This is a genomic window from uncultured Hyphomicrobium sp., from assembly GCF_902826555.1.
In the GTDB taxonomy this organism is placed as follows: Bacteria; Pseudomonadota; Alphaproteobacteria; order Rhizobiales; family Hyphomicrobiaceae; genus Hyphomicrobium_C.
In genome coordinates this window covers 69,056-89,356 of record NZ_CADEFI010000003.1, presented here as the reverse complement: position 1 = coordinate 89,356, position 20,301 = coordinate 69,056, and the positions used below count along the sequence as shown (strand labels likewise).

General features: G+C 65.4%; 20 protein-coding genes. 10 read left to right on the top strand and 10 right to left on the bottom strand.

The features are described from left to right. From QZV93_RS02705 to QZV93_RS02670, 8 genes are all read right to left on the bottom strand, one after another. The gene (locus QZV93_RS02705) at nt 1-579 is read right to left on the bottom strand and encodes a TIGR00645 family protein (protein WP_295555747.1); all 579 of its coding nucleotides are present in this window, start codon (nt 577-579) and stop codon (nt 1-3) included. 121 nt (nt 580-700) lie between these two features. After that, nucleotides 701-1,669, bottom strand: coding sequence for a murein L,D-transpeptidase family protein (locus QZV93_RS02700; protein WP_295555745.1), 969 nt, complete (start codon nt 1,667-1,669; stop codon nt 701-703). Between the two features lie 147 nt (nt 1,670-1,816). Next, on the bottom strand, nt 1,817-2,752 hold the full coding sequence (locus tag QZV93_RS02695; protein ID WP_295555744.1) for a L,D-transpeptidase family protein: 936 nt from the start codon (nt 2,750-2,752) through the stop codon (nt 1,817-1,819). 8 nt (nt 2,753-2,760) lie between these two features. Beyond that, nucleotides 2,761-3,765 (bottom strand): murein L,D-transpeptidase family protein, encoded by a 1,005-nt coding sequence (locus QZV93_RS02690; protein WP_295555743.1) that lies wholly within the window; start codon nt 3,763-3,765, stop codon nt 2,761-2,763. Between the two features lie 146 nt (nt 3,766-3,911). Next, entirely contained in the window at nt 3,912-4,868 is a 957-nt protein-coding gene (locus QZV93_RS02685) for an acetyl-CoA carboxylase carboxyltransferase subunit alpha (RefSeq protein ID WP_295555899.1), read from the bottom strand. Between the two features lie 176 nt (nt 4,869-5,044). Further along, entirely contained in the window at nt 5,045-5,992 is a 948-nt protein-coding gene (locus QZV93_RS02680; RefSeq protein WP_295555741.1) for a site-specific tyrosine recombinase XerD, read from the bottom strand. 10 nt (nt 5,993-6,002) lie between these two features. Further along, nucleotides 6,003-7,676, bottom strand: a complete 1,674-nt coding sequence (locus QZV93_RS02675; RefSeq protein ID WP_295555739.1) for a hypothetical protein — start codon at nt 7,674-7,676, stop codon at nt 6,003-6,005. Then, on the bottom strand, nt 7,673-7,831 hold the full coding sequence (locus tag QZV93_RS02670; RefSeq protein WP_295555737.1) for a hypothetical protein: 159 nt from the start codon (nt 7,829-7,831) through the stop codon (nt 7,673-7,675). The genes QZV93_RS02675 and QZV93_RS02670 overlap by 4 nt, the downstream gene beginning before the upstream one ends. A 239-nt stretch (nt 7,832-8,070) precedes the next feature. Between QZV93_RS02670 and QZV93_RS02665 the strand changes: the two genes are divergently transcribed. The 4 genes from QZV93_RS02665 (at nt 8,071) to QZV93_RS02650 (ending at nt 12,528) form a co-directional block, all read left to right on the top strand. Then, the gene (locus QZV93_RS02665) at nt 8,071-8,670 is read left to right on the top strand and encodes a shikimate kinase (RefSeq protein ID WP_295555735.1); all 600 of its coding nucleotides are present in this window, start codon (nt 8,071-8,073) and stop codon (nt 8,668-8,670) included. Between the two features lie 48 nt (nt 8,671-8,718). After that, nucleotides 8,719-9,870, top strand: a complete 1,152-nt coding sequence (gene aroB, locus QZV93_RS02660; RefSeq protein WP_295555734.1) for a 3-dehydroquinate synthase — start codon at nt 8,719-8,721, stop codon at nt 9,868-9,870. A 100-nt stretch (nt 9,871-9,970) separates the two neighbouring features. Further along, the gene (locus QZV93_RS02655) at nt 9,971-11,299 is read left to right on the top strand and encodes an HlyC/CorC family transporter (protein WP_295555732.1); all 1,329 of its coding nucleotides are present in this window, start codon (nt 9,971-9,973) and stop codon (nt 11,297-11,299) included. 74 nt (nt 11,300-11,373) lie between these two features. Then, a complete protein-coding gene (locus QZV93_RS02650; RefSeq protein ID WP_295555731.1) occupies nt 11,374-12,528 on the top strand; it encodes an NAD(P)/FAD-dependent oxidoreductase in 1,155 nt (384 codons plus the stop codon). Here the strand turns inward: QZV93_RS02650 and QZV93_RS02645 are convergent. Further along, nucleotides 12,501-12,779, bottom strand: coding sequence for a BolA family protein (locus QZV93_RS02645; protein WP_295555729.1), 279 nt, complete (start codon nt 12,777-12,779; stop codon nt 12,501-12,503). The genes QZV93_RS02650 and QZV93_RS02645 overlap by 28 nt on opposite strands. A 95-nt stretch (nt 12,780-12,874) precedes the next feature. On the opposite strand from QZV93_RS02645, the gene QZV93_RS02640 reads away from it, so the two are divergent. The 5 genes from QZV93_RS02640 (at nt 12,875) to QZV93_RS02620 (ending at nt 18,006) form a co-directional block, all read left to right on the top strand. Next, nucleotides 12,875-13,504 (top strand): DnaJ domain-containing protein, encoded by a 630-nt coding sequence (locus QZV93_RS02640; protein ID WP_295555727.1) that lies wholly within the window; start codon nt 12,875-12,877, stop codon nt 13,502-13,504. Nucleotides 13,505-13,642: 138 nt separating this feature from the next. Continuing rightward, nucleotides 13,643-14,650, top strand: coding sequence for a cobaltochelatase subunit CobS (gene cobS, locus QZV93_RS02635; protein WP_295555726.1), 1,008 nt, complete (start codon nt 13,643-13,645; stop codon nt 14,648-14,650). Nucleotides 14,651-14,670: 20 nt separating this feature from the next. Next, nucleotides 14,671-15,015, top strand: a complete 345-nt coding sequence (locus QZV93_RS02630; protein ID WP_295555724.1) for a hypothetical protein — start codon at nt 14,671-14,673, stop codon at nt 15,013-15,015. Further along, entirely contained in the window at nt 15,012-16,892 is a 1,881-nt protein-coding gene (gene cobT, locus QZV93_RS02625; protein ID WP_295555723.1) for a cobaltochelatase subunit CobT, read from the top strand. Before QZV93_RS02630 ends, cobT begins: the two co-directional genes overlap by 4 nt. Nucleotides 16,893-16,923: 31 nt before the next feature. Beyond that, entirely contained in the window at nt 16,924-18,006 is a 1,083-nt protein-coding gene (locus tag QZV93_RS02620) for an esterase-like activity of phytase family protein (protein WP_295555721.1), read from the top strand. A 3-nt stretch (nt 18,007-18,009) separates the two neighbouring features. On the opposite strand, the gene QZV93_RS02615 is transcribed toward QZV93_RS02620, so the two are convergent. Then, on the bottom strand, nt 18,010-18,690 hold the full coding sequence (locus QZV93_RS02615) for a CAP domain-containing protein (protein ID WP_295555719.1): 681 nt from the start codon (nt 18,688-18,690) through the stop codon (nt 18,010-18,012). Nucleotides 18,691-19,108: 418 nt separating this feature from the next. Between QZV93_RS02615 and QZV93_RS02610 the strand changes: the two genes are divergently transcribed. Then, the gene (locus tag QZV93_RS02610) at nt 19,109-20,269 is read left to right on the top strand and encodes a hypothetical protein (protein WP_295555718.1); all 1,161 of its coding nucleotides are present in this window, start codon (nt 19,109-19,111) and stop codon (nt 20,267-20,269) included. The last annotated feature ends 32 nt before the right edge of the window (nt 20,270-20,301 follow it).

Genomic DNA, 20,301 nt, shown 5'->3' with positions numbered 1-20,301 from the left:
TCAATGCTCGCTCTTGCCGGCCGGCGTGCTCTCGGACGCGGTCCCATGCCCGTTCCCGTGTCCGCCGCCGTGCCCGGAGATGCGGTCCGAAAGCGCGAGCAGCACGCTCGACACCACGAACACCACGTGGACCACCACCAACCAGAAGATCTCGCGCTCGGAGACGTTTTGAATCGACATGAACTGCTTGAGGAGCTGGATCGCCGAAATGGCGACGATCGAAGATAGCAGCTTCAGCTTGAGCCCCGAGAAGTCGATGGTGCCCATCCAGTCCGGCCAGTCGCGGTGCCCGCTGTGGTCGATCTTCGAGACGAAATTCTCGTAACCGGAGAAGATGACGATGATGAGCAGCGAGCCCGTGAAGGTGAGGTCCACGAGCGCCAGCACGCCGAGGATCACTTCGCTCTCCGTCGCCGTAAAGGCATGCGTCGCGATGTGAAACAGCTCGCCCATGAATTTGATGAGCAGGATGACCAGCGATACGGCGAGCCCGAGATAGAACGGCGCCAGGATCCAGCGGCTGGCGAAAATCAAAGCTTCGAGAATGTTCTCGGCCTTCTCTGTCAGCGATGCCCACATGGCGATCTCGGTCTCCGCGATTACTCCTGATCACGGGGATATCGCACGAGCCGATCCGGTGCGGCAAGCCGTTGGGTTGGCAAGTCTCATGACCGCTTCGCGTCGATCGCTTGCCGATTGCTTAACGGGTGCGGCCGGGTGTCTCGGTGCCGGCTTGGCCCTTACCCTCGGCCGTGACGACGACCGGCGCCGGACAACCGCTGCGAACCGCGCCAAGCATCATGTCGCTGCGTGACTTCCCGCGGCGCTTCTTGTCCGGGACATCCTCTTCAGCCGCCGCGACCGCCTTGGGCGCAGCGTCATCGACGCGATATTGCCCATCGCAGACGCTGACGCGCGGCGGCCTCCCGGTGCGCTCGAACGATTTGGATCCGGCCTGCAATGTCGACCAGAACCCGTGCCAGGGGCTCGATGCACGGGCAGCAAGCGCTTCGTCTGTCAGCCGGAACGGGAACACGTGCACGGGGACGTGACGCTGGCCTCCTTTGATGGCCGCGTTGGCGAGGCCATAGATCTCGCCGATGACCTGGTTCGTCATGGCAAAACACCCGACGGAGGAGCATCCGCCGTGCATGAGAATGTAGGAACCGTCGCGGTCATGCGCGCGGTCGTACGCGTTGGGAAAGCCGAGATTGATGGCGCGCGTCCAACGGCCGAAATGGCGCATCTGGCGGTTGGTGATGGTGTAGAATCCTTCCGGCGTCTGCTTGTCGCCTTCGCGCAGTTTGGGACCGAGCGTGCCCGACCAGTGACAGATGGGATAGGTTGCAAACAGGACGAACCTGTCGCCCTTCTCGAGCCAGAGTTCGAGTTCGCTCGTCTCTTTGAAGATGCGCATTAGCATCGGCGCGCCGGATTTGAGGCCGGCTTCCGCGAGCCGCTTCTCCAGGCGGCCGATCTCCGGCGTATCGGCCAGCGGCAGGCGGCCTTCGACGAAAGCCCGCTGTCGCTCGATGCGATCCGCCGCCACGTCTTTCAGCTCGATGGTGATGGCCGCCGCGGTTTGCACGGTCGACAGGAGCGCGGCCATGACAAAACCGGCACCCGCGGCCAGCCGTCCCGTCCTCCGTCCCGGAAACACGCCCGACATGTCACTCCACCATGCACGAGAGCAATGCATCCATTGAAAGCACGGCTTCTCTTGCGGCGAAACCCCGGCCTGCGATTTATCGGTAATTCCGCCTTGCCGAAGCCGCCCACCGGCAACAGTGACCGCCCGAGGGTGTGGAAAACTCGCCTATGGCGTCGCGAGAGAGCCGACCGGACACGCCGCCTCGATCGGGGCGCTGCCGTCGGAGCCTTCGGCGCCGGCGGCGAAGGCATAGCGCTTGTTGCAGACGCTGACTTTCGGCGGCAGCTGGCTCGCCTCGAAGAGGTCGTAGCCGGGCTTGAGGCTTGTCCAGAAGGCGCTGTTCCCCGTGCCGCCGTAAAGCGCCAGATTGCGCTCGGTCATTCGGAACGGGAAAACCTGCACCTGGAACCTTTGCTGGCCACTGTCGAGCGCCGCTGTCACCAGCCGCCAGATCTCATCGATCACGGGATTGGTCATCGCGTAGCAGCCGATCGACCCGCATCCTCCATGCACCATCAGGAAGGACCCCGTTCGCCCAAGTGTCTTGTCGAAGGTGTTGGGGAAGCCGAGGTTGAAGGAGCGATGCCACGCGCTTTTGGGGTTGAGCGCCTTTGCGTCCACCGTGTAGAAGCCCTCGGGCGCCTGCCGGTCTCCCTGCTTGATCTTCGGCCCGAGTTCGCCCGACCACTTGCAGATCGGATAGCTTGCGAAGCGATGGAAGCGCCCGTCGCGCTTCATCCAGAGTTCGAGCTCGAATTCACGCTTGAAGATGCGCATGAAGATGGCATCGCCCGCCTTGAGCCCATGCGAGGCGAGCCGGCCGTCGAGGTCGGCGAGGTCCGGCGTACCCGGCAGCGTGACCCCGAGCTTCGCCGCGTTGGAGCGCCAATGGCGCTCGAAGCCGATGCGCGCGCGCTCCCATTCGATCGGCTGCACAAAGGCAAAAATCAGGGCGACGATCGGCAGTGCGATCAGGCTCAGCGCCAGCAGGCGGAAGAAGTAAGAAACAACGCTTCTCCTGCGCGCGCCCCGCCGCCGGCCGGTTCGCACCGTCACCTCGCTGGCGGGGTCGGTGGATGGGGAATGGGGTGACCTGCTCACCGTCCGCGCTATGGATTGTAGCCGAGCGCCGATGCGCCGGGCGGCATGCTGTTGGACGAGGACAAGGATCCGGTCGTCGCGGCGTAGTCAGCTTGCGATTGCGCGGTCGTGGTCGCAACCTCCGCGGCGTCACGCGTCTTCGGACCGACCACGGTCAAGCGCTCCGCAGCGAGCTTCCAGTCGGCCGGGCGCGGCGAGAACGGCTGCAGCTGCGGCCGGAGGAAGCGCGGGCAGCGTCCCACCGGGTCCACCACCTGCGGCGCAGTCATCACCGCATTCACCACGTAGCGCCGCTCGCACACGGCGATGGCCGGCGGAATGCGGTTTGCCTCGAAGAAATCGTAGCCTTCCTTCAGCGTTTTCCAGAAGCCGTACCACTTGTGCTTCTTGAAGCGGTCGAGCTTCTCCTGCGTCATGCGGAACGGAAATGCATGCACCTCGAAGCTCGTCTGGCCGCTGCGGAAGGCATCGCGCGCCAGCCCGTAGATTTCCTCGGCCAGCGCATCCGTCATGGCATAGCAGCCCGCCGACTTGCACTTCCCGTGCACCATCAGCGCCTCGCCCGTGCGGCCGTGCGCGCGGTCATAGGCGTTGGGATAGCCGAGATTGAACGCCAAGTAGAACTTGGAGTTGGGATTCATCTGGGTCTGCGAGATCGTGTAGAAGCCTTCGGGCGCCTGCTTGTCGCCCTGCGCCTGCTTGGGCCCGAGCTCGCCCGACCAATTGCAGATCGGGTAGGTCTTGAAGTGATAGAAGCGCCCGTCGTCGCGCATCTTCCACACTTCGAGCTCCGACTCCTCCTTGAAGATGCGCACAAAGATCGGCGCGGCAGTGTTCATGCCCTTCTTGTCGAGCAGCGACACGGTCTCGGGAGCGAGCGGTTGTTCGGCCGGAGGGATCAGCGCTGCCGTGCTGGCGCACGCGCCAACGAGCACGCTCACGAGCATGGCGGCGAACCAATGCCTGAGACGCGCGAGTCCCATTTCACCGAGGATGTTTAGACGCACACGCATTCCCCCTGGCGCATACGAATGACCATCGGACCGCAACCGTGAAGATTCCTTTAACGTTACGGATTCATGAAGTTTTTCAGTGCGAGAGCGCGAATGTCAAGCCTGCCCGGTGAATGCGGCAGGCATACGGCCAGCAGGGTGTGGATCTACAGCTGACGTCCGATGGCGAGGAAGCGGTCATGCCGCAAGCGCCTGATTTCGGCTGGGGATTTGCCGTCGAACTCGGCCAGCGCCTTGGCGATGGCGTCCCCGGAGGTCTGGATCGCAAGCGCCCGATCGCGATGCGCGCCGCCCACAGGTTCGCGAATAATGACGTCGATGACGCCCAGTGAGTCGAGATCCTGTGCCGTGATCTTCATGTTGGTGGCCGCGTCGATGGCCTTCGCCGAGTCGCGCCACAGGATCGACGCCGCCGCTTCCGGCGACGCGACCGTATAGATCGAGTGCTCGAGCATCAGGATCCTGTTGGCAGCCGCAATGGCGATCGCACCGCCCGAGCCGCCTTCGCCGATGACCAGGGCGATGATCGGCACGCCGACCTCGAGGCACTTGTCCGTCGAGCGCGCGATGGCCTCCGCCTGCCCACGCTCCTCGGCGCCGATGCCGGGATAAGCGCCCGCCGTATCGACCAGGGTGATGACGGGCAGATTGAACTTGTCGGCCATTTCCATGAGCCGCACGGCCTTCCGGTAGCCCTCCGGCCGCGCCATGCCGAAGTTGTGGCGGATGCGGCCTTCCGTGTCCGATCCCTTCTCGTGGCCGATGACGACCACCGGACGCCCGCGGAAACGCCCAAGCCCGCCCATCACGGCTTCGTCCTCGGCGAAGTAACGGTCGCCGGCGAGCGGCGTGAACTCCTCGATCAGAGCCCCCACGTAGTCGAGGCAATGCGGCCGATCGGGATGGCGCGCCACCTGCGTCTTCTGCCACGGCGTCAGCTTGCCGTAGGTATCGACCAGGGCGGCCTTGGCCTTCTGCTCGAGCTTCTTGATCTCGTCCGAGATCTGAACACCTTCCCCGCCTTCGAGGGCCTTGAGCTCCGAGACCTTGCTTTCGAGCTCGGCAATCGGCTTCTCGAAGTCGAGATAGGTACGAACGGCAATTGGGCGGTCGGGCTTCGTGGGTTCCAAGGAGAGGCCTCATCTTCCGCGGACAGGGGGCGCGGCGTTCGGTCGGGATATCCGAGAATTCGGGGGCACGTTGACCGTTTCCCGGAAATTCTGTCAACACCTGCGTGCGTTTTCGTAAACGCCCCCTGTAAGGCCAGGGAAATGTGGGCTCAGGGCGCCTTTTTTGCCAGGGGATGATGGTCCGTGACTAGGCGTTTCAGCCGCTCCTCGAGCACGTGAGTATAGATCTCGGTGGTCGAGATGTCGGCATGCCCGAGGAGGCTCTGCACACTCCTGAGGTCGGCCCCCCGGTCCAACAGGTGGCTGGCGAAGGCGTGCCGGAGAACGTGCGGAGAGACCCGCTCCGGATCGAGACCTGCAAGAAGCGCGGTTTCCTTGAGATCTTGGGCGAAGCGTTGCCGGGTCAGATGGCCTCCGCCGGCCCGCGACGGGAAAAGATGCCGTGTGGCGACCATCGGCGCCACGCCGTCTTCGGGGGCCTCGCCAAGTGCGAGATAGCGCGTGAGCGCCGCGCGAGCGCCCGCGTTGAGCGGCACCAGACGCTCGCGTCCGCCCTTGCCGCGAATGGTGAGCAGGCGTGGGTCGCCCTTGAGCACGCTCCGCGGCAGCGACACCAGCTCCGACACGCGCATGCCGGTTGCGTACAGCATCTCGAGGAGACAGTAGTGGCGGACCGCCCGCACGAGATCGCGCCCGCTGGTTCCCGCGATTGCGCCCGCTGCCGCCTGGATCAGACGGTCGACCTCGCCTACCGAGAGCGTCTTTGGCAGAGCGCGCTTTTTGCTCGGAGCGGCAAGACCTTCGACCGGGCTCTCTGCGACGCTGCCTTCGGCTTCGAGAAACTTGTAGAGCTGGCGTACGGCCGAAAGGCGCCGCGCACGCGAGGCAGGCTTGAGACCCGCGGCTGAAAGCTCTTGCATGTAGCGTGACACGTCGGATTTCTTGGCCTCGGCGACCGCCAGCCCGTCGCGTTCCAGAAAGCCGGAAAAATCGGCGAGATCGCGCCGATAGGCATCGAGCGTGTTCGCCGCGGCGCCCTTTTCCGCCGCCATCATCTCGAGAAATGCGGCCACGTGGCGTTGATCGTCGCTGCTCATGACCGGTGTCTCATTGACTGACGGAGCGTGGCCAGGATGCGAGCAGGGCCTCGAGCGCCAGCTGGCGCGCCTCTGCCTTGAGCCCTGCACGGTTGAGGGCACGGAGCGAATCTCCAAGCGCGATCATATGCGCCCCTTCCGCACCCTGCGCGCCGAGTGCGCGCATGACCAGGAGCACCGTGCGGCCGAACTGCCGCTTTTGCGAGGCATCCGCGAGTTCCGAAAGCACGCCCGTATCGGGCAGATGTCCGCCGGCAGGTTGAGGGGATCGGCTCGCCATCTCCCACAACCCCGTCGGCACGTGCATGTCGAGTGCATCGAGCACGGTGGCGAGCCGGTGCAGCAGCGCCGCATCGAAACGTCCGTCGATGGAGCTCAGCCCGCGCCCCCCGTCGGCAACGGATGTGGGATCGGCGATATCGACGAGCGCCGTCCAATGCACTAATGGCTGCGATGCTGCGGGGTTCGGCGTGCCGAGCTGTTCGCCGAGACGCGTCCAGGCGCGCGCGCCGTCGAAATTTCCGGCGGCGAGATTGACCTCGATCGCCGTTTCCGCGAACCAGCCGATCTCCGGCACCGGCTGCAGCGCCTGCGTCGGCTCGACCATCACCTTGAGCCCGGGCCAGTAGAGGTCGGCCCGCCGCGCGTCGTCGAGGAAGGCGCGAATCAGGCGCGCTTTCTTGAACGGTGTCCGCTCGCTTTCGGCCGATGTGAAGAGCTTCACGCGCTCCGATGCGCCGGCGTTGCTACGATAGAGCGCGGCGAGATCCTGGTACGAAATGGCGTTGAGGGAGGCGGCTGCCTCTCCGGCCGAGACCCGAATGTCGGCGGCGACCCTCGGATCGTGCGCGAGACCGGCAAGCAGCGCCGGCGAAGCCGAAGCAATGAGCTTGTCCCGGTCGGCTGCGCCGCCGAGTGCGGCGACGCGATAGTCGAGAAGGCTGAGCTTGCTGCCCGCCGGAATATCCGGCTTGAGCCCGCCGGCTACGGCATCGAGCAGATCGGCACCAGCGCCGCCGAGGTCGAGTTCGCGCATCAGGCCGGCCTGGATCGCCGCGCCCGCCGTGTCGCCCCGCATAGCGCCGCAATACCCGTTGATCAGCAGGACATCGCCCCGCATTGGTTTCGGCAGTGCCGATTGCCGTGCGAGCAGGCCGCGGCCGATCTCGCATCCGCGCTCGGAATTGCCGAGCCCGATTTCATTGCGCGCGGTAAGCGCAAGCAGAAGAGGATCGTTGCTCGCCGACGGGTCTCGCGCCAGCACCGCGGCGACCTCGTCGATCAAACCCGTCTGGTCGAGGGCCTCCACCCGGAGCGCGGTGAAACGGCTCCCATCGGTGCCGGAGACAGGGACCGTATCGGCCCCGATCAGGCGCCGCCATAAAGCGTGCAGCGCCGGGGAGCGCGGCGGCAGGTCGAGCACGGCGATGGCCTGGGCGAATTGCTCGGCGGACAGCCCGTTCCACAACTCGTGGGGCAGGCCGGAGCCGTCCGCTGCCATCACCGGATCGAGGTCTTCTCGAACGACGCCGCGCCCGTGTTCCTCGTAGGCAGCAGACGGAGCAAGATCCTCGCGTTTGACCGTTCCCTGCGCCACGGCAACCGATGCGGTGGCGAAAACGAGCGAGGCGGCCAATGCCGGATGGAAAAAGCGCAAAGGCGACTTTTCCGGCCCTGGGCTCATGGGCTTGCTTCGGGCTTCTTGATCTTGACCCCGGGCACGACCTTCACCACTTCGTGCCGGTCGGGCTCGAACTGGTGGGCAAGAACGTACAATCCGGCGGAAATCAACGCCACCAGCGACCCGGCGGAGAAAAGGAAGCGGAAGAGGCTCGGCATCGGAGACTATGTGCCTGGGATAGAGACCCGGGCCAGGCCCGGGCGAACGCTTAGGTATTCGGGACCCAACGTGGCGCGAATATGGCTGATAATTCCTTACCGTGAGCGAAAGAATAGGCCGTTGCGGGAGCGACGCCCCTCGCGTCGGGACAGGAAGTTGCAGTATGAGTGACCCGTCGGCATGAGTGACCCGCTGGCGGCCGTCGATCCGTGATCGCGCCCAACGGGCGGCCCGTAGGATGAATTCGATCGAGACCATGGAGCAGGACAAGGACATCGTCGACAAGGTGCGCCGCGCGCTGGGACAGCGCCCGCTGGTGCTGGTCGGCCTGATGGGCTGCGGGAAGTCCTCGATCGGCAAGCGCCTGTCCACCAAACTGGCCCTGCCGTTCATCGATGCCGATGAGGAGATCGAGCGAGTCGCGCAGAAATCCATCAGCGAGATCTTCGCCGACCATGGCGAAGCTTTCTTCCGCGATCGCGAAGCGAAAGTGATCGCGCGGCTGCTCGGCAACGGTCCTCAGGTGCTGGCGACCGGAGGTGGCGCGTTCATCACGGCCGAGACGCGACAGAAGATCCGCGAGGCCGGGATTTCCATATGGCTCAGGGCCGAGTTGCCGGTGCTCATGCGGCGCGTCGGCAAGCGGGATTCCCGCCCGCTGCTCAAGAACGGCGATCCGGAGCAGGTCATGAGAGACCTGATGGCGGCCCGTTATCCCATTTACGCCGAAGCCGATCTCACCGTCGAAAGCCGCGACATCCCGCACGATAGCATCGTCGCCGAAATCATTGCCGCGCTCGCCCGGCACCCTGCGTTGGCGCAAACGACCTCGATCTGATACGCGTGACGACTTGAAAACGAGCACTGGCAGCAGAAGATTAATGACATGCCGACCCTAGCCCATTCCATGGCCGCCACCACCCGCGCCGCCCGCACGGTGCCTGTTCCGCTGGGCGGGCGCTCGTACGATGTGCTGATCGGCCCTGATCTGCTGTCCGAAGCCGGGCGCTTGGTAGCCGGCCGCCTGGGCAAGGCCCGCTGCGGCGTCGTAACGGATGAGAACGTGGCACGGCATCATCTCGCGGCGCTGGAGGCGAGCCTCAAGGCGGAGGGGCGCCACAAGGGATCCATCGTGCTGCCGGCTGGCGAGCCGACCAAGAGTTTCCGCGAGCTGGGGCCTCTGTGCGAGCGCCTCCTGGAGCTGGGCCTCGAGCGCGGCGATCTGGTGGTGGCTTTCGGCGGCGGCGTCATTGGCGACCTTGCCGGGTTTGCGGCTGGCATCCTGCGGCGCGGTGTGCGCTTCGTGCAGATCCCGACCACGCTCTTGGCCCAGGTCGACAGCTCCGTCGGTGGCAAGACCGGCATCAACACGCCCCAGGGCAAGAACCTGATCGGCGTCTTTCATCAGCCGGCGCTCGTGATCGCCGACACCGATGTCCTGAAGACGCTCCCGCCGCGCGAGATGCGTGCCGGTTACGCCGAGGTCGCCAAGTACGGCCTCCTCGGCGACGCGGGCTTCTTCGGCTGGCTCGAGCAGGCGTACGACGGCATTTTCTCGTTTGATCGAGAGACGCTGGTGACGGCCCTTGAGACCAGCGTCAAGGCCAAGGCCGCCATTGTCGCGCGCGACGAGCACGAGACTGGCGATCGCGCGCTCCTCAATCTCGGACATACCTTCGGCCACGCGCTGGAAGCCTGGACCGGCTATTCGGATCGCCTCCTGCATGGCGAAGGCGTTGCCATTGGCATGTGCCTCGCCTTCCGCTTTTCGGAGAGCCTCGGCCTGTGTCCGCCGGGCACGGCCGAACGCGTGACGCGGCACTTGACGGCGGCGGGCCTGCCGACGCGGCTGTCCGACATCCCGGGCGGTAAGGCTGACGCTGGCGAGCTGGTCCGACTCATGGGGCAGGACAAGAAGGTCCGCGACGGACGCCTCACTTTCATCCTCGTCCGCGGGATCGGCGAAGCCTTCATATCGCGCGACATCGACGAGCCGGCCGTGCGCGATTTCCTCGCCCGCGAGATCGCCGCGTCCTGATCGTTCACATCCCGCTTGGGGGCGCGGCCCGGTAACGCGCTTCGAATAATGCCGAGGGCGGCTTATAAAGCAGGGACGCAACCCCCGCTTCGGTAGGCCCATGTCTTTGGAAATTGGACTTTTGATCGTGGCGATCGTCGTGCTGATCGCCATGAGCGCGTTCTTCAATATGAGCGAGACCGGCCTCACGGCGGCATCCCGCGCGCGCATCCACGCCCTGGATCAGGACGGCAATCCGAGGGCAAGGCTCGTCAACCGACTTCTGGCTTCGCCCGAGAAGTTGATCGGAGCCGTGCTGATCGGCAACACGCTGGTCGATGTGCTGGCCGCCGGCCTTGCCTCCGCCCTCGCCATCCGTCTCGTCGGCGAAGTTGGCGTCATCTACGCCACCGCCATCGTCACCATCTTGATCGTCATTTTCGCGGCCGTGCTGCCGAAGACCTACGCCTTGGCCTACTCCGAGCGCGTCGCCCTCTTCGTTGCGCCCCTGATGCGCGTGCTCATCGTCGTCCTCGGCCCCGCCACGCGTGCCATCGAGTTCGTCGTCCGCTGGCTCCTCTCCTTTACGCCGTCCACCAAGGACGACGATGCGAACATTCTCGCCGCCCGCGACGAGATCCGCGGCGCCATCGATCTGCAGACCAAAGGTGGAGCGGTCGCGCGCCACGACGCCAACATGCTGGGTGGCGTTCTGGATCTGGTCGAGCTTCAGGTCGCGGACATCATGATCCATCGCACCAAGATGGAGACCTTCGATGTCGCAGACAGCCCCCAGGATATTATCGACGAGGTCCTGCGCTCCCAGTACACGCGCGTCCCCATCTGGAAGGACGAGCCGGAGAACATCGTCGGCCTCTTGAACACCAAGGATCTGCTCGGCGCGCTGGCTGCCGCCAACTGGGACGTGAGCAAACTCGACGTCATGAGCATCGCCGCCACGCCCTGGTTCGTGCCCGATACGACGACGCTCAAGGATCAGCTCGCGCAATTCCTGAAGCGCAAGGCGCAGATGGCCATGGTGGTTGACGAGTACGGCGAGGTGCAGGGCCTGATCACGCTCGAGGACATCCTGGAGGAGATCGTCGGCCAGATCACGGACGAGCATGACAGTGCCGAGCTTTACATCCGCCCGCAGGCGGACGGCACCATCAACGTCGACGGCACCGTGCCGATCCGCGACCTCAACCGCCACATGGATTGGAACCTGCCGGAGGAGGAGGCCACCACCATCGCCGGTCTCGTCGTCCACGAGGCGCAGATGATCCCCGAGCCCGGCCAAGTGTTCACATTTTATGGCTATCGCATCGAGATCCTGCGCCGCAGCCGCAACAAGATTGCAGCCGTTCGCATCAAGCGCCTCGACAGTCAGGACCCGTCGGATCGCACGCAGCCGCCGCAGCCCGCCGTCCGCGAGAGCGACACGCGATAGCCGCATCCGGCCCCCGACGCCGCCATAATCGAGCGCCACACTCCACGTCGCGCGATCGCGTTGTGGAGCTCTGCATGCCTCAGTCCGTCCGTCCCTACGATCTCGTCATCGTCGGCGCGTCGTTTGCTGGTCTCGTCGCCGCCCGCACCGCCGCCATGCGCGGGCTCGATGTCGCCGTGCTCGAGGCCAAGCCTGAGGCGGGCCATCGCGTCGCCACCACCGGCATTCTCGTCAAGGAGGCCGCCGAGGAGATCGACATCCCTCACACCTTGACGCGCCGCGTCCACGGCGTGCGCCTCTACGCGCCGAGCCGCCGCCACATCGATCTCTTCGCACCCGGCTACTTCTTCCTGACCACGGACACCGCCAACGTCCTGCGCTGGCTGGCCGCCGAGGCCATGCGTGCCGGCGCCAAAATCCTTTACCGGGCCCGCTTCGAGGGAGCCGACCGCGTCGACGGCGTGTTCCGCTTCCGCGGTCTCAACATCGCCGCGCGCTACATTCTCGGCGCCGACGGTGCCCGCTCCGCAGTCGCGCGCGCCTTCGGACTCGGCACCAATCGCAAGTTTCTGACCGGCCTCGAAGTCGAGTTCGAAGGCCTCGCCGGCGCCGACCCGCGCTTTCTGCATTGTTTCCTCGATTCGAAGCTCGCGCCCGGCTACCTGGGCTGGGTCGCACCGGGACCCGTGGTCTCGCAGGCGGGCCTGGCCGTTGGGCCCGGGCGCCGTCCCGACCTCAAGGCCTTCCTGGCCGCCACGGAGTCCATATTCGGATATTCGAACGCGCGGCCCGTCGAGAGACGGTCCGGCCGCATCCCGGCCGGCGGTCTTGTGCATCCGTGGTCGGCGGAGGGCGTGATGCTCGTCGGCGACGCGGCTGGACAGGTTTCGCCTGCAACCGGTGGCGGCATCAAGCTCGCTTTCGAGCTGGGCCGGCGAGCTGCGCAAGTGATCTCGGATCATCTCCAGGACCTGGGTCCGCCGCCCGCGCGGGCCATGGCGGCTGATGTGCCGGCGTTCGGGGCGAAGAAGCTCATGCGCTTCGGGTTGGATCTGGCCCCGCCCAATTGGACCATCGATGCGGCGCTCGCGGTACCGCCCATGCGCTGGCTGGCGCAACAGGTCTACTTCCACCGCCGCAACCCGGGCGGCGTCTCGTTCGCGGAGTTCGAAGCCAAGCTGCGCAGTGAGCCGCTCGCCGGCTATCCCACAGCTTCGCCGGGCGCATAGGTCGAGAGCGCAAGCGCATGAATGCCGCCGCCCTTGAGCTCGTCGGCGATGACATCGTTCACCATGCGGTGACGGCCCACGCGCGAGACGCCCGTAAACATTGCTGAAACGATCAGGATGCGAAAATGGCTTTCACCGGTGCCCGGCGACGAGCGATGTCCCGCGTGCAACTCGCTCTCGTTGACGATATCGAGCCGCGTCGGCTCGAGCGCAACCATGAGCTTTTCACGCAAGCGCTTCTCGGCCGACATATGGTGATCTCCGGGCATTATATCACATCGCTGCGTGGTTGTCGGCAGAACAGTTCGTCTTGTCTGGCAACAACCGGCAGACCATAATCTAGGTCATGAAGCTCAACTCCAAATACTTCGATTCGATCCGGGTCGCGCCTAAACGCGAGGCCGACAAGACTGCTGAGCAGAAACATCCTTCTTGCCAATGGAAAGGGTGCGGCCGCCCCGCGCCTCACCGCGCGCCCAAAGGCCGCGGCCGCGATGGCGAGTACTTCGCGTTTTGCGTCGATCACGTGCGCGAGTACAACGCCGCCTACAACTATTTCGACGGCATGAGCGACAACGAGGTGACCGACTTCCAGAAGGACGCCATGACCGGCCACCGGCCGACCTGGAAGGTCGGCGCCAACTCGTGGGCTCACGGCACCAACGCCCGCGTTTCAGGGGCCACGGGCGGGGCGGGCTTCCGCCCCCATGACCCGCACGGCCTCTTTGCGGAGCGTGCGCGCCAGGCGCGGGAGGAGCCCGTCGTCAGCCGGCGCGTCCTGAAGCCGATCGAGAAAAAATCGCTCGAGGCGCTTCACCTCCCGGAATCCGCCTCCAAGACCGAAATCAAGGCGCGCTTCAAGGAGTTGGTGAAGCGTCACCACCCGGATTCGAACGGCGGCGATACGCGCTCCGAGGACACGTTGCGCGAAATTATCCAAGCCTATAACTATCTTAAGAAAGCGGGTCTCGTCTGAGCCGCAGTCGCTGGCCCCACGCGGGCCTGGCTGGGTGCAGGCAAAGCTCGCCGAACAGGCGGTGTTGCAAAAGACGCGAACCGCGAGCCCGGCCGGGATGCTCTCGGACGCGTTCCCCTTGCCCGAAAACAGGTCTCAATGCGCGCGCAATCTTCCAACGGCACGACCACGCCCCCGATTCCCGGCCTCCCGGATATGAAGCTTTCGGTCCGTCAGGTGTTCGGCATCGATTCCGATCTCGAGGTTCCCGCCTACTCGAAGGCGGACGAGCATGTTCCTGATCTCGATCCGGACTATCTCTTTAACCGCGACGTAACGCTCGCCATCCTCGCCGGCTTCAAGTTCAACCGCCGCGTGATGATCCAGGGCTACCACGGCACCGGCAAGTCGACGCACATCGAGCAGGTCGCGGCGCGCCTCAACTGGCCGTGCATTCGCGTCAACCTCGACAGTCACGTCTCGCGCATCGACCTCGTCGGCAAGGATGCGATCGTCCTCAAGGACGACAAGCAGGTGACGGAGTTCCGCGAGGGGATTCTCCCTTACGCGCTGCAGTCCAACACCGCCCTCGTCTTCGACGAGTACGACGCCGGCCGCCCCGACGTGATGTTCGTCATCCAGCGCGTGCTCGAGGTCTCGGGCAAGCTGACCCTGCTCGATCAGTCGAAGGTCATCCGTCCGCATCAGGCATTCCGTCTGTTCGCGACCACCAACACCATTGGCCTTGGCGACACGTCCGGCCTCTATCACGGTACGCAGCAGATCAACCAGGGTCAGATGGACCGTTGGTCGATCGTCGCCACGTTGAACTACCTGCCGCACGACGACGAGGCCAAGATCGTACTGTCGAAAGTCAAGGGCTGGAACAAGTCTGAAGCGAAGCGCAAAGCGGTCTCCGCCATGGTGCGCGTCGCCGATCTGACGCGCCAGTCCTTCATCAACGGCGATCTCTCGACGGTCATGAGCCCGCGCACCGTGATGACCTGGGCCGAGAACGCCGAGATCTTCGGCGACGTGGGCTTCGCGTTCCGCCTGACGTTCCTGAACAAGTGCGATGAGTTGGAGCGGCCGTTGGTCGCCGAGTTCTACCAACGCTCCTTCGGCGAGGAGCTGCCGGAGAGCGCTGCCAATGTCGCGCTCGGCTGACGTCGCGCCGCGGATCTGCCATGAGCTCAGCGAGCCTTCCGGTCATGGATGACGACCGAGAATATCGGGATGCACTGGCCGCCGCCGGATATACGGGCGCTCGCGGCGCGGTTTTGTTCTGTCTTCTGCTGGCCTTTGTCGGCGCGGCGTTCGGCTCTGTCGTGCTCGCAATTCTCTGGAACATCGCCGCACCCGGTACGCCGGAATCCATGACGACCGCCATCGGCGCCGCGGCCGGTGCCGCCCTCGGCATTGCCCTCGGTCTCCTCAAGATTCGCCAGGGCAATCTCGAAGCGCGAGAGCTGGTCGAAGACCGGCAGTGGCAGCGCCTCGTTCGCCACGAGCATTTCCACGGTCCGCGATGAGCCAGAATCCGAAACGCCGAGAGACGCCCTCCGAGCCGCTGAAGCGCGTCTTGGGGCTTGCCGTCCGCGCAATCGCCGGCGATCCGGAGGTCGAGGTCAGTTACGGACCCACCAAGCCTGCGCTCGACGGCAAGCACATTCGTCTCGCCGAGCCGTCGCGCGTTCCGACCAAGGCGGAGATCGCCGTTCTGCGCGGCTGGGCCGACAGCCTCGCGCTGACCGCGGCCTGCCATGACGAAGGCGTGCACCGCCGCCTCGCGCCCCCCGCCGGCCCCGCGCGCGAGGTATTCGAGGCCATGGAGCGCGCCCGCGTCGAGGCCCTGGGCGCCAACCGCATGAGCGGAATGGCCGACAATCTCACTGCCAAGTGCGAGGACGAGTACGGGCACGGCCGCTTCGAGCGCGTTTCCGACCGCAACGACGCCCCGCTCGGGAGTGCGCTTGCGCTTCTCGTGCGCGAGCGTCTGACCGGGCGTGCGCCGCCCGAGGCGGCGCGCGCCCTTGTCGACCTCTGGCGGCCGCATATCGAGGAGCGCGCCGAAGGCGTGTTTCGCCGCATGCACGGCCTGGCGGAAGACCAGGAAGGCTTTGGCCGCCTCGTGCGTGATCTTTTGAAGGCGCTGGAGCTCGCGGACGATCTCGCCGAAGGGCAGGCGGACGAGATCGAGGAGGATGCCGAAAGCAAGCCGGATACGGGCGAGGCCGAGGCCGAGAGCGAGGATGAAGGCGGCGAAGGCGGCGAGGAGGAACGCGAGCAGGAGAAGGGCGAAGGCGACGCCGGCGAGGCGCAGGAGCAGGCCGACTCGCCGGACCGCGACGAGCTCGACGCCGATAGCGAAGAGCCGGAAGGCATCGAAACCTCCGAGCCCTGGCGTCCCAACACCTCGGTTCTCGATAACCCAGAGCCCTTCGGCTACAAGGTTTACACGCGCTCCCACGATGAGGAGGTCGCGGCGGAGGACATCTCCAATCCGGAGGAGCTCGAGCGCCTCAGGACCTTCCTCGACAAGGAGTTGAAGGCGCTCGCGAGCGTCGTCGCGCGCTTAGCCAACCGCTTGCAGCGCCGCCTGCTGGCCCAGCAGAACCGCGCCTGGGACTTCGATCTCGAGGAGGGCGCTCTCGACGCGGCGCGCCTGACGCGCATCGTTACCGATCCCATGCACCCGCTCTCCTTCAAGCGCGAGCGCGATACCGATTTTCGCGATACGGTCGTCACATTGTTGCTCGACAATTCGGGATCGATGCGCGGCCGGCCGATCATGGTGGCGGCCTGCTGTGCCGATATCCTTGCGCGTACGTTGGAGCGATGCGGAGTAAAGGTCGAGATCCTGGGCTTCACCACCCGCGCCTGGAAGGGCGGCCAGTCGCGCGAGGATTGGCTCGCGGCCGGCAAGCCGGCGGCCCCCGGCCGTCTCAACGACCTGCGCCACATCATCTACAAGACGGCGGACGCGCCCTGGCGCCGCGCCAAGCGCTCGCTCGCGCTCATGATGCGCGAAGGCCTCTTGAAGGAGAACATCGACGGCGAGGCCTTGGCCTGGGCTCACGCGCGGTTGATGGCTCGCCCCGAGCAGCGCCGCATCCTGATGATGATCTCGGACGGCGCCCCCGTCGACGATTCGACGCTCTCCGTGAACTCCGGCAGCTACCTCGAGCAGCATCTGCGCAAGGTCATCGAGGAGATCGAGACCCGCTCGCCCGTGGAGCTGATCGCCATCGGCATCGGCCACGACGTGACGCGCTACTACGCCCGCGCCGTCACCATTTCGGACCCGAGCGAGCTTGCCGGCGCCATGACGGACAAGCTCGTCGAGCTGTTCGAGGAAGCGCCCAAGGTGCTGCCGAAGCGCGCGCCCCAGGGCCGCCGCCTCCACTGACGCAAGCCATCGAATGAGAGGGGACCTTCGCATGCGAGCTTGCTCGTCCATCGGTGCTGCGGTCGCGGTCCTTGCGACTGTCGGCGCCGCGTCGGCGCAGGTGAAGCCCGATACGGCCGGCATCGAGACGCAGCAAATCGAGGTGCGCGCGCACGCCATCGAGAGCTTTGCCAAAAGCGGTGCCGGGCCGACCGTGAGCCCGCGTTTGCAATGGCGCGGGGGACTGGAGCTGAGTTCGCCCTCGACGCACTTCGGCGGTTGGTCGGGCCTCGCGCTGGGCCCCGACGGCAAGAGCCTCGTCGCCGTCTCGGATTCCGGTATCTGGATGACCGGCGAGCTTGCCTACGACGGGAGGCGCCCGAAAGGCATCGTCTCGGCGCGCATCGGCGCGCTCAGGAATTTGAAGGGCGCCCCGCTCGCCAAGCCGCGCGAGCGCGACGCTGAAGCCATCACACTGGCATCCGGAACCCCTGCCACGGGCACGGCCTACATCGCGTTCGAGCAGGCCGACCGGATCGGTGTCTTCCAATTGGACGAGGACGGCCTTGGCAGGCCGTCGTCCTACATGGATATGCCCAAGGAAGCTGCGCGCATGCGCATGGACGGCATCGAGGCGCTGACGGTCCTCGCCGGCGGCCCCCACAAGGGCGCGCTGATCGCCTTCGCCGAGAACCCGCCGCGTGGCGAGAAAGTGCATCGCGGCTGGATCTGGATCTCCGGCAAACCGAAGGGCTTCACGGTCCCGGACATCGGCGGCTTCAGCATCACCGACGCCGCGAGCCTCGCCGACGGAAGCGTGCTCATCGTCGAGCGCCGCTTCCGGTGGACGGAAGGGTTGAAGGTTCGCTTGCGCCTGCTCGAAGCGGACAGCATCGCGCCCGCCGGCACGGCCAAGGGAGAAGTCCTCCTCGCGGCCGATAACGCGTCAGCGGAGATCGACAATCTCGAAGCGCTCGCCGTCTCTCGCGGTGAGGATGGCGAGACGGTCGTCACGGTGATGTCGGACGATAATTTCAACCGCTTCCTGCAGCGCACGGTGCTCTTGCAGTTCACGCTGAAAGACGAGCCCGCCACCGAAGCGGCGGTGAAAGAGACGGAAAGCGTGAGGAAGTGACGGCTACATTGCCGTCCCGATGACCAGGGTCCAGAACGACTTGAACTCCGTCTTCGGATCCTGAACCAGAGCGAGGCCCATCTCGCGACCGTCGGAAAGCAGCAGGTTTTTGTTGTGCCCGGGGCTTTCCTTCCAGCCTTTCAGCACCTCGTCGAACGAGGCCTGCCCGGTGCCGACATTCTCCGCCGCAACGCGCGGCTTGTAGCCCGTGCGTTTGACGCGGTCCCACGGATTGGACCCGTCGGAGCCGTAGTGCGAGATGCGGTCCCACTTTGCGAGATCGCGGCTATGCTCTTTCGCGGCTTCGGTGAGTGACGCATTGAGCCTCAGCGGCTTGAGCCCCTTTTCCGAGCGGTATTGATTGATCAGGTCGCGCGCTCTCTCTGCGTCGAGCGCGGTATGCGAGTAGTCGCGGTCGGAGAGCGCGCCGGGCGGCGCCTTCTCGAAGGAACCCTTGGGAGCTTTGTCGGGCGCGAGTGCCGCAACGCGCGTGCCGTTGAGTGATGAGCGGGAGCTGCGATCGATCGATCCGGTCGCGTTGCCGAAGCTGGATCCGCCGGACGGGCTGACCGACGCCGTGTCTCCTAGCTCGTTGAAGCCCGAGGAAACGGAGCTCGTGTTGAGGCTGCAAGCGCCCAGACCGAGCGTGGCCGCCAGAACGATTGAAAGGGCAACGCGGTACATTCCCGTAACTCCCGCTGTTTACGCGCGGTAACTGTGAGTCAACATCGCAGGTAGGAGTTAACTCGTCGTTAAGACTAAGACGGCGTCAACTCGAGCGATTCGCTGCGAGGGAAAGGCGAACTTGTTGTCTCCCCAGACACTTCGGCATGAGTTGCGCCATCAATCTTGCGCCCTCCACCATCGTGCTTCCCCCGAAGCCCTTGATAACTTTTGCTAACGAACATGTCGCCATTGGGGCAATCGGCGGAGCGGACGGGCGATCGGATCGGGAGTGCATGCAACTCGGCAAAAAATGAGCGACCCGTGCTCCCGAATCCCTTGGATCTCAAGACATTCTGACTCATTCTCCCTGAATCGAGCCGGTGATTCGCGCGTACGGCCTCTCGTCATCTTCAGCCCAGAGAAGGAGACGTGCGAAATGTCGGCGCTTGGCAGCGGTGCACCCCTTGCCGGGCCGCGGCGCAAAGGCGCTTCGGCCACCGGCCACCTGATCCTCGTCCGTGTGGCGGCAGCCGGCGGCGCGACTCGCGCCGAGGTCGCGACGGATCTCGCCCCGCTCTTCACGCATAAATTGTCTCCCGCCGACTGGCGCCGTCTCGCCGAGAAGGAGATCGGCCTTCTTATTGCCGGTGGTCTCGCGGTCGAGACCAAGAGCCGTCTTGCCCCCACGGACACCGGCGCATCCGCCACGGCCCGTTATCTCGGCCTGAAGTCCTGGGAGCCAAGGCCTTGGCCGGAGCTGCGCGACGTCGCCCTCATTGCCAAGGGACTGGGCCTCGAGAAAGAGACGGCGGCCCGCCTCAAACCGCTGGCCCGCGTCGAGGGCCTGCGCACGTTGATCGTCCAGAAAGCGTTCGGGCTTTCGGTGAAGAAGAACGCGCCGCCGACAAAGCTTCGCGCCCAGCTCGCCGTGGTGGCGCTGGAGCGCGCCTTCGGCAACCGCATCAAGGCCGGGTTCGGCAAAGGCTCGGCGCTCTCCGCCAAAGCCGGCCGCTTGCTCGCCGGACAGCTTTCCCAGAACCCGCGCGCATTCGCGACCGACGCCAAGCTCGTCTCGGAGCTTGCCAGCGAATGCGCGGGCGCCGCCGACTCGACGCTGGAAGCACTCCGCACCGGGATTCTGCGCGGCCTTGGCGCACGCGCGCTCGAAGCCTCGGAAGGCACGCCAGCCGAGACTGAAGCACCGGCAGTGATGCCGGTACGCGTCGCCACGCCCGTGCAGTTGCAGCCGGCGGCTAACGATCAGGCGCCGACCGCCGCGAGCCCGCCGAAATCCCTTCGCCCGGATCTCGCGGAGTTCGCGCGCGCCGTGAAGAGCGCGGCCGCCACCCGCGCCGAGGGGTGGGCCGGCAGCCGCAAGGCATTCATCTCTCATGTCTGGGAGGCAATTCGCGCCGGCCAGCCGTCGTGGCAGGTTTCCGAGATCGAGTTCAAATGCATGTTGGCCGAGGCGCATCGCTTGGGCGCGCTCGTGCTGGCCAACGCCGATCTCAAGGACAAGAAGAGCATGGCGGACATCGAAAGCTCCGCCGTTCCCTACAAGAATACCGTTTGGCATTTCGTGCGGGTGGACGAGTAGCACGCCCGCTTATTCCGAATATTTGCGTTGGA

Bases quoted from the DNA above. Each gene is read 5' to 3' on its own strand.
- QZV93_RS02705 (WP_295555747.1), bottom strand. From the start codon at position 579: ATGTGGGCATCGCTGACAGAGAAGGCCGAGAACATTCTCGAAGCTTTG.
- QZV93_RS02700 (WP_295555745.1), bottom strand. From the start codon at position 1,669: ATGTCGGGCGTGTTTCCGGGACGGAGGACGGGACGGCTGGCCGCGGGT.
- QZV93_RS02690 (WP_295555743.1), bottom strand. From the start codon at position 3,765: ATGCGTGTGCGTCTAAACATCCTCGGTGAAATGGGACTCGCGCGTCTC.
- QZV93_RS02680 (WP_295555741.1), bottom strand. From the start codon at position 5,992: ATGAGCAGCGACGATCAACGCCACGTGGCCGCATTTCTCGAGATGATG.
- QZV93_RS02675 (WP_295555739.1), bottom strand. From the start codon at position 7,676: ATGAGCCCAGGGCCGGAAAAGTCGCCTTTGCGCTTTTTCCATCCGGCA.
- QZV93_RS02670 (WP_295555737.1), bottom strand. From the start codon at position 7,831: ATGCCGAGCCTCTTCCGCTTCCTTTTCTCCGCCGGGTCGCTGGTGGCG.
- QZV93_RS02665 (WP_295555735.1), top strand. From the start codon at position 8,071: ATGAATTCGATCGAGACCATGGAGCAGGACAAGGACATCGTCGACAAG.
- aroB (WP_295555734.1), top strand. From the start codon at position 8,719: ATGCCGACCCTAGCCCATTCCATGGCCGCCACCACCCGCGCCGCCCGC.
- QZV93_RS02655 (WP_295555732.1), top strand. From the start codon at position 9,971: ATGTCTTTGGAAATTGGACTTTTGATCGTGGCGATCGTCGTGCTGATC.
- QZV93_RS02650 (WP_295555731.1), top strand. From the start codon at position 11,374: ATGCCTCAGTCCGTCCGTCCCTACGATCTCGTCATCGTCGGCGCGTCG.
- QZV93_RS02645 (WP_295555729.1), bottom strand. From the start codon at position 12,779: ATGTCGGCCGAGAAGCGCTTGCGTGAAAAGCTCATGGTTGCGCTCGAG.
- QZV93_RS02640 (WP_295555727.1), top strand. From the start codon at position 12,875: ATGAAGCTCAACTCCAAATACTTCGATTCGATCCGGGTCGCGCCTAAA.
- cobS (WP_295555726.1), top strand. From the start codon at position 13,643: ATGCGCGCGCAATCTTCCAACGGCACGACCACGCCCCCGATTCCCGGC.
- QZV93_RS02630 (WP_295555724.1), top strand. From the start codon at position 14,671: ATGAGCTCAGCGAGCCTTCCGGTCATGGATGACGACCGAGAATATCGG.
- cobT (WP_295555723.1), top strand. From the start codon at position 15,012: ATGAGCCAGAATCCGAAACGCCGAGAGACGCCCTCCGAGCCGCTGAAG.
- QZV93_RS02620 (WP_295555721.1), top strand. From the start codon at position 16,924: ATGCGAGCTTGCTCGTCCATCGGTGCTGCGGTCGCGGTCCTTGCGACT.
- QZV93_RS02615 (WP_295555719.1), bottom strand. From the start codon at position 18,690: ATGTACCGCGTTGCCCTTTCAATCGTTCTGGCGGCCACGCTCGGTCTG.
- QZV93_RS02610 (WP_295555718.1), top strand. From the start codon at position 19,109: ATGTCGGCGCTTGGCAGCGGTGCACCCCTTGCCGGGCCGCGGCGCAAA.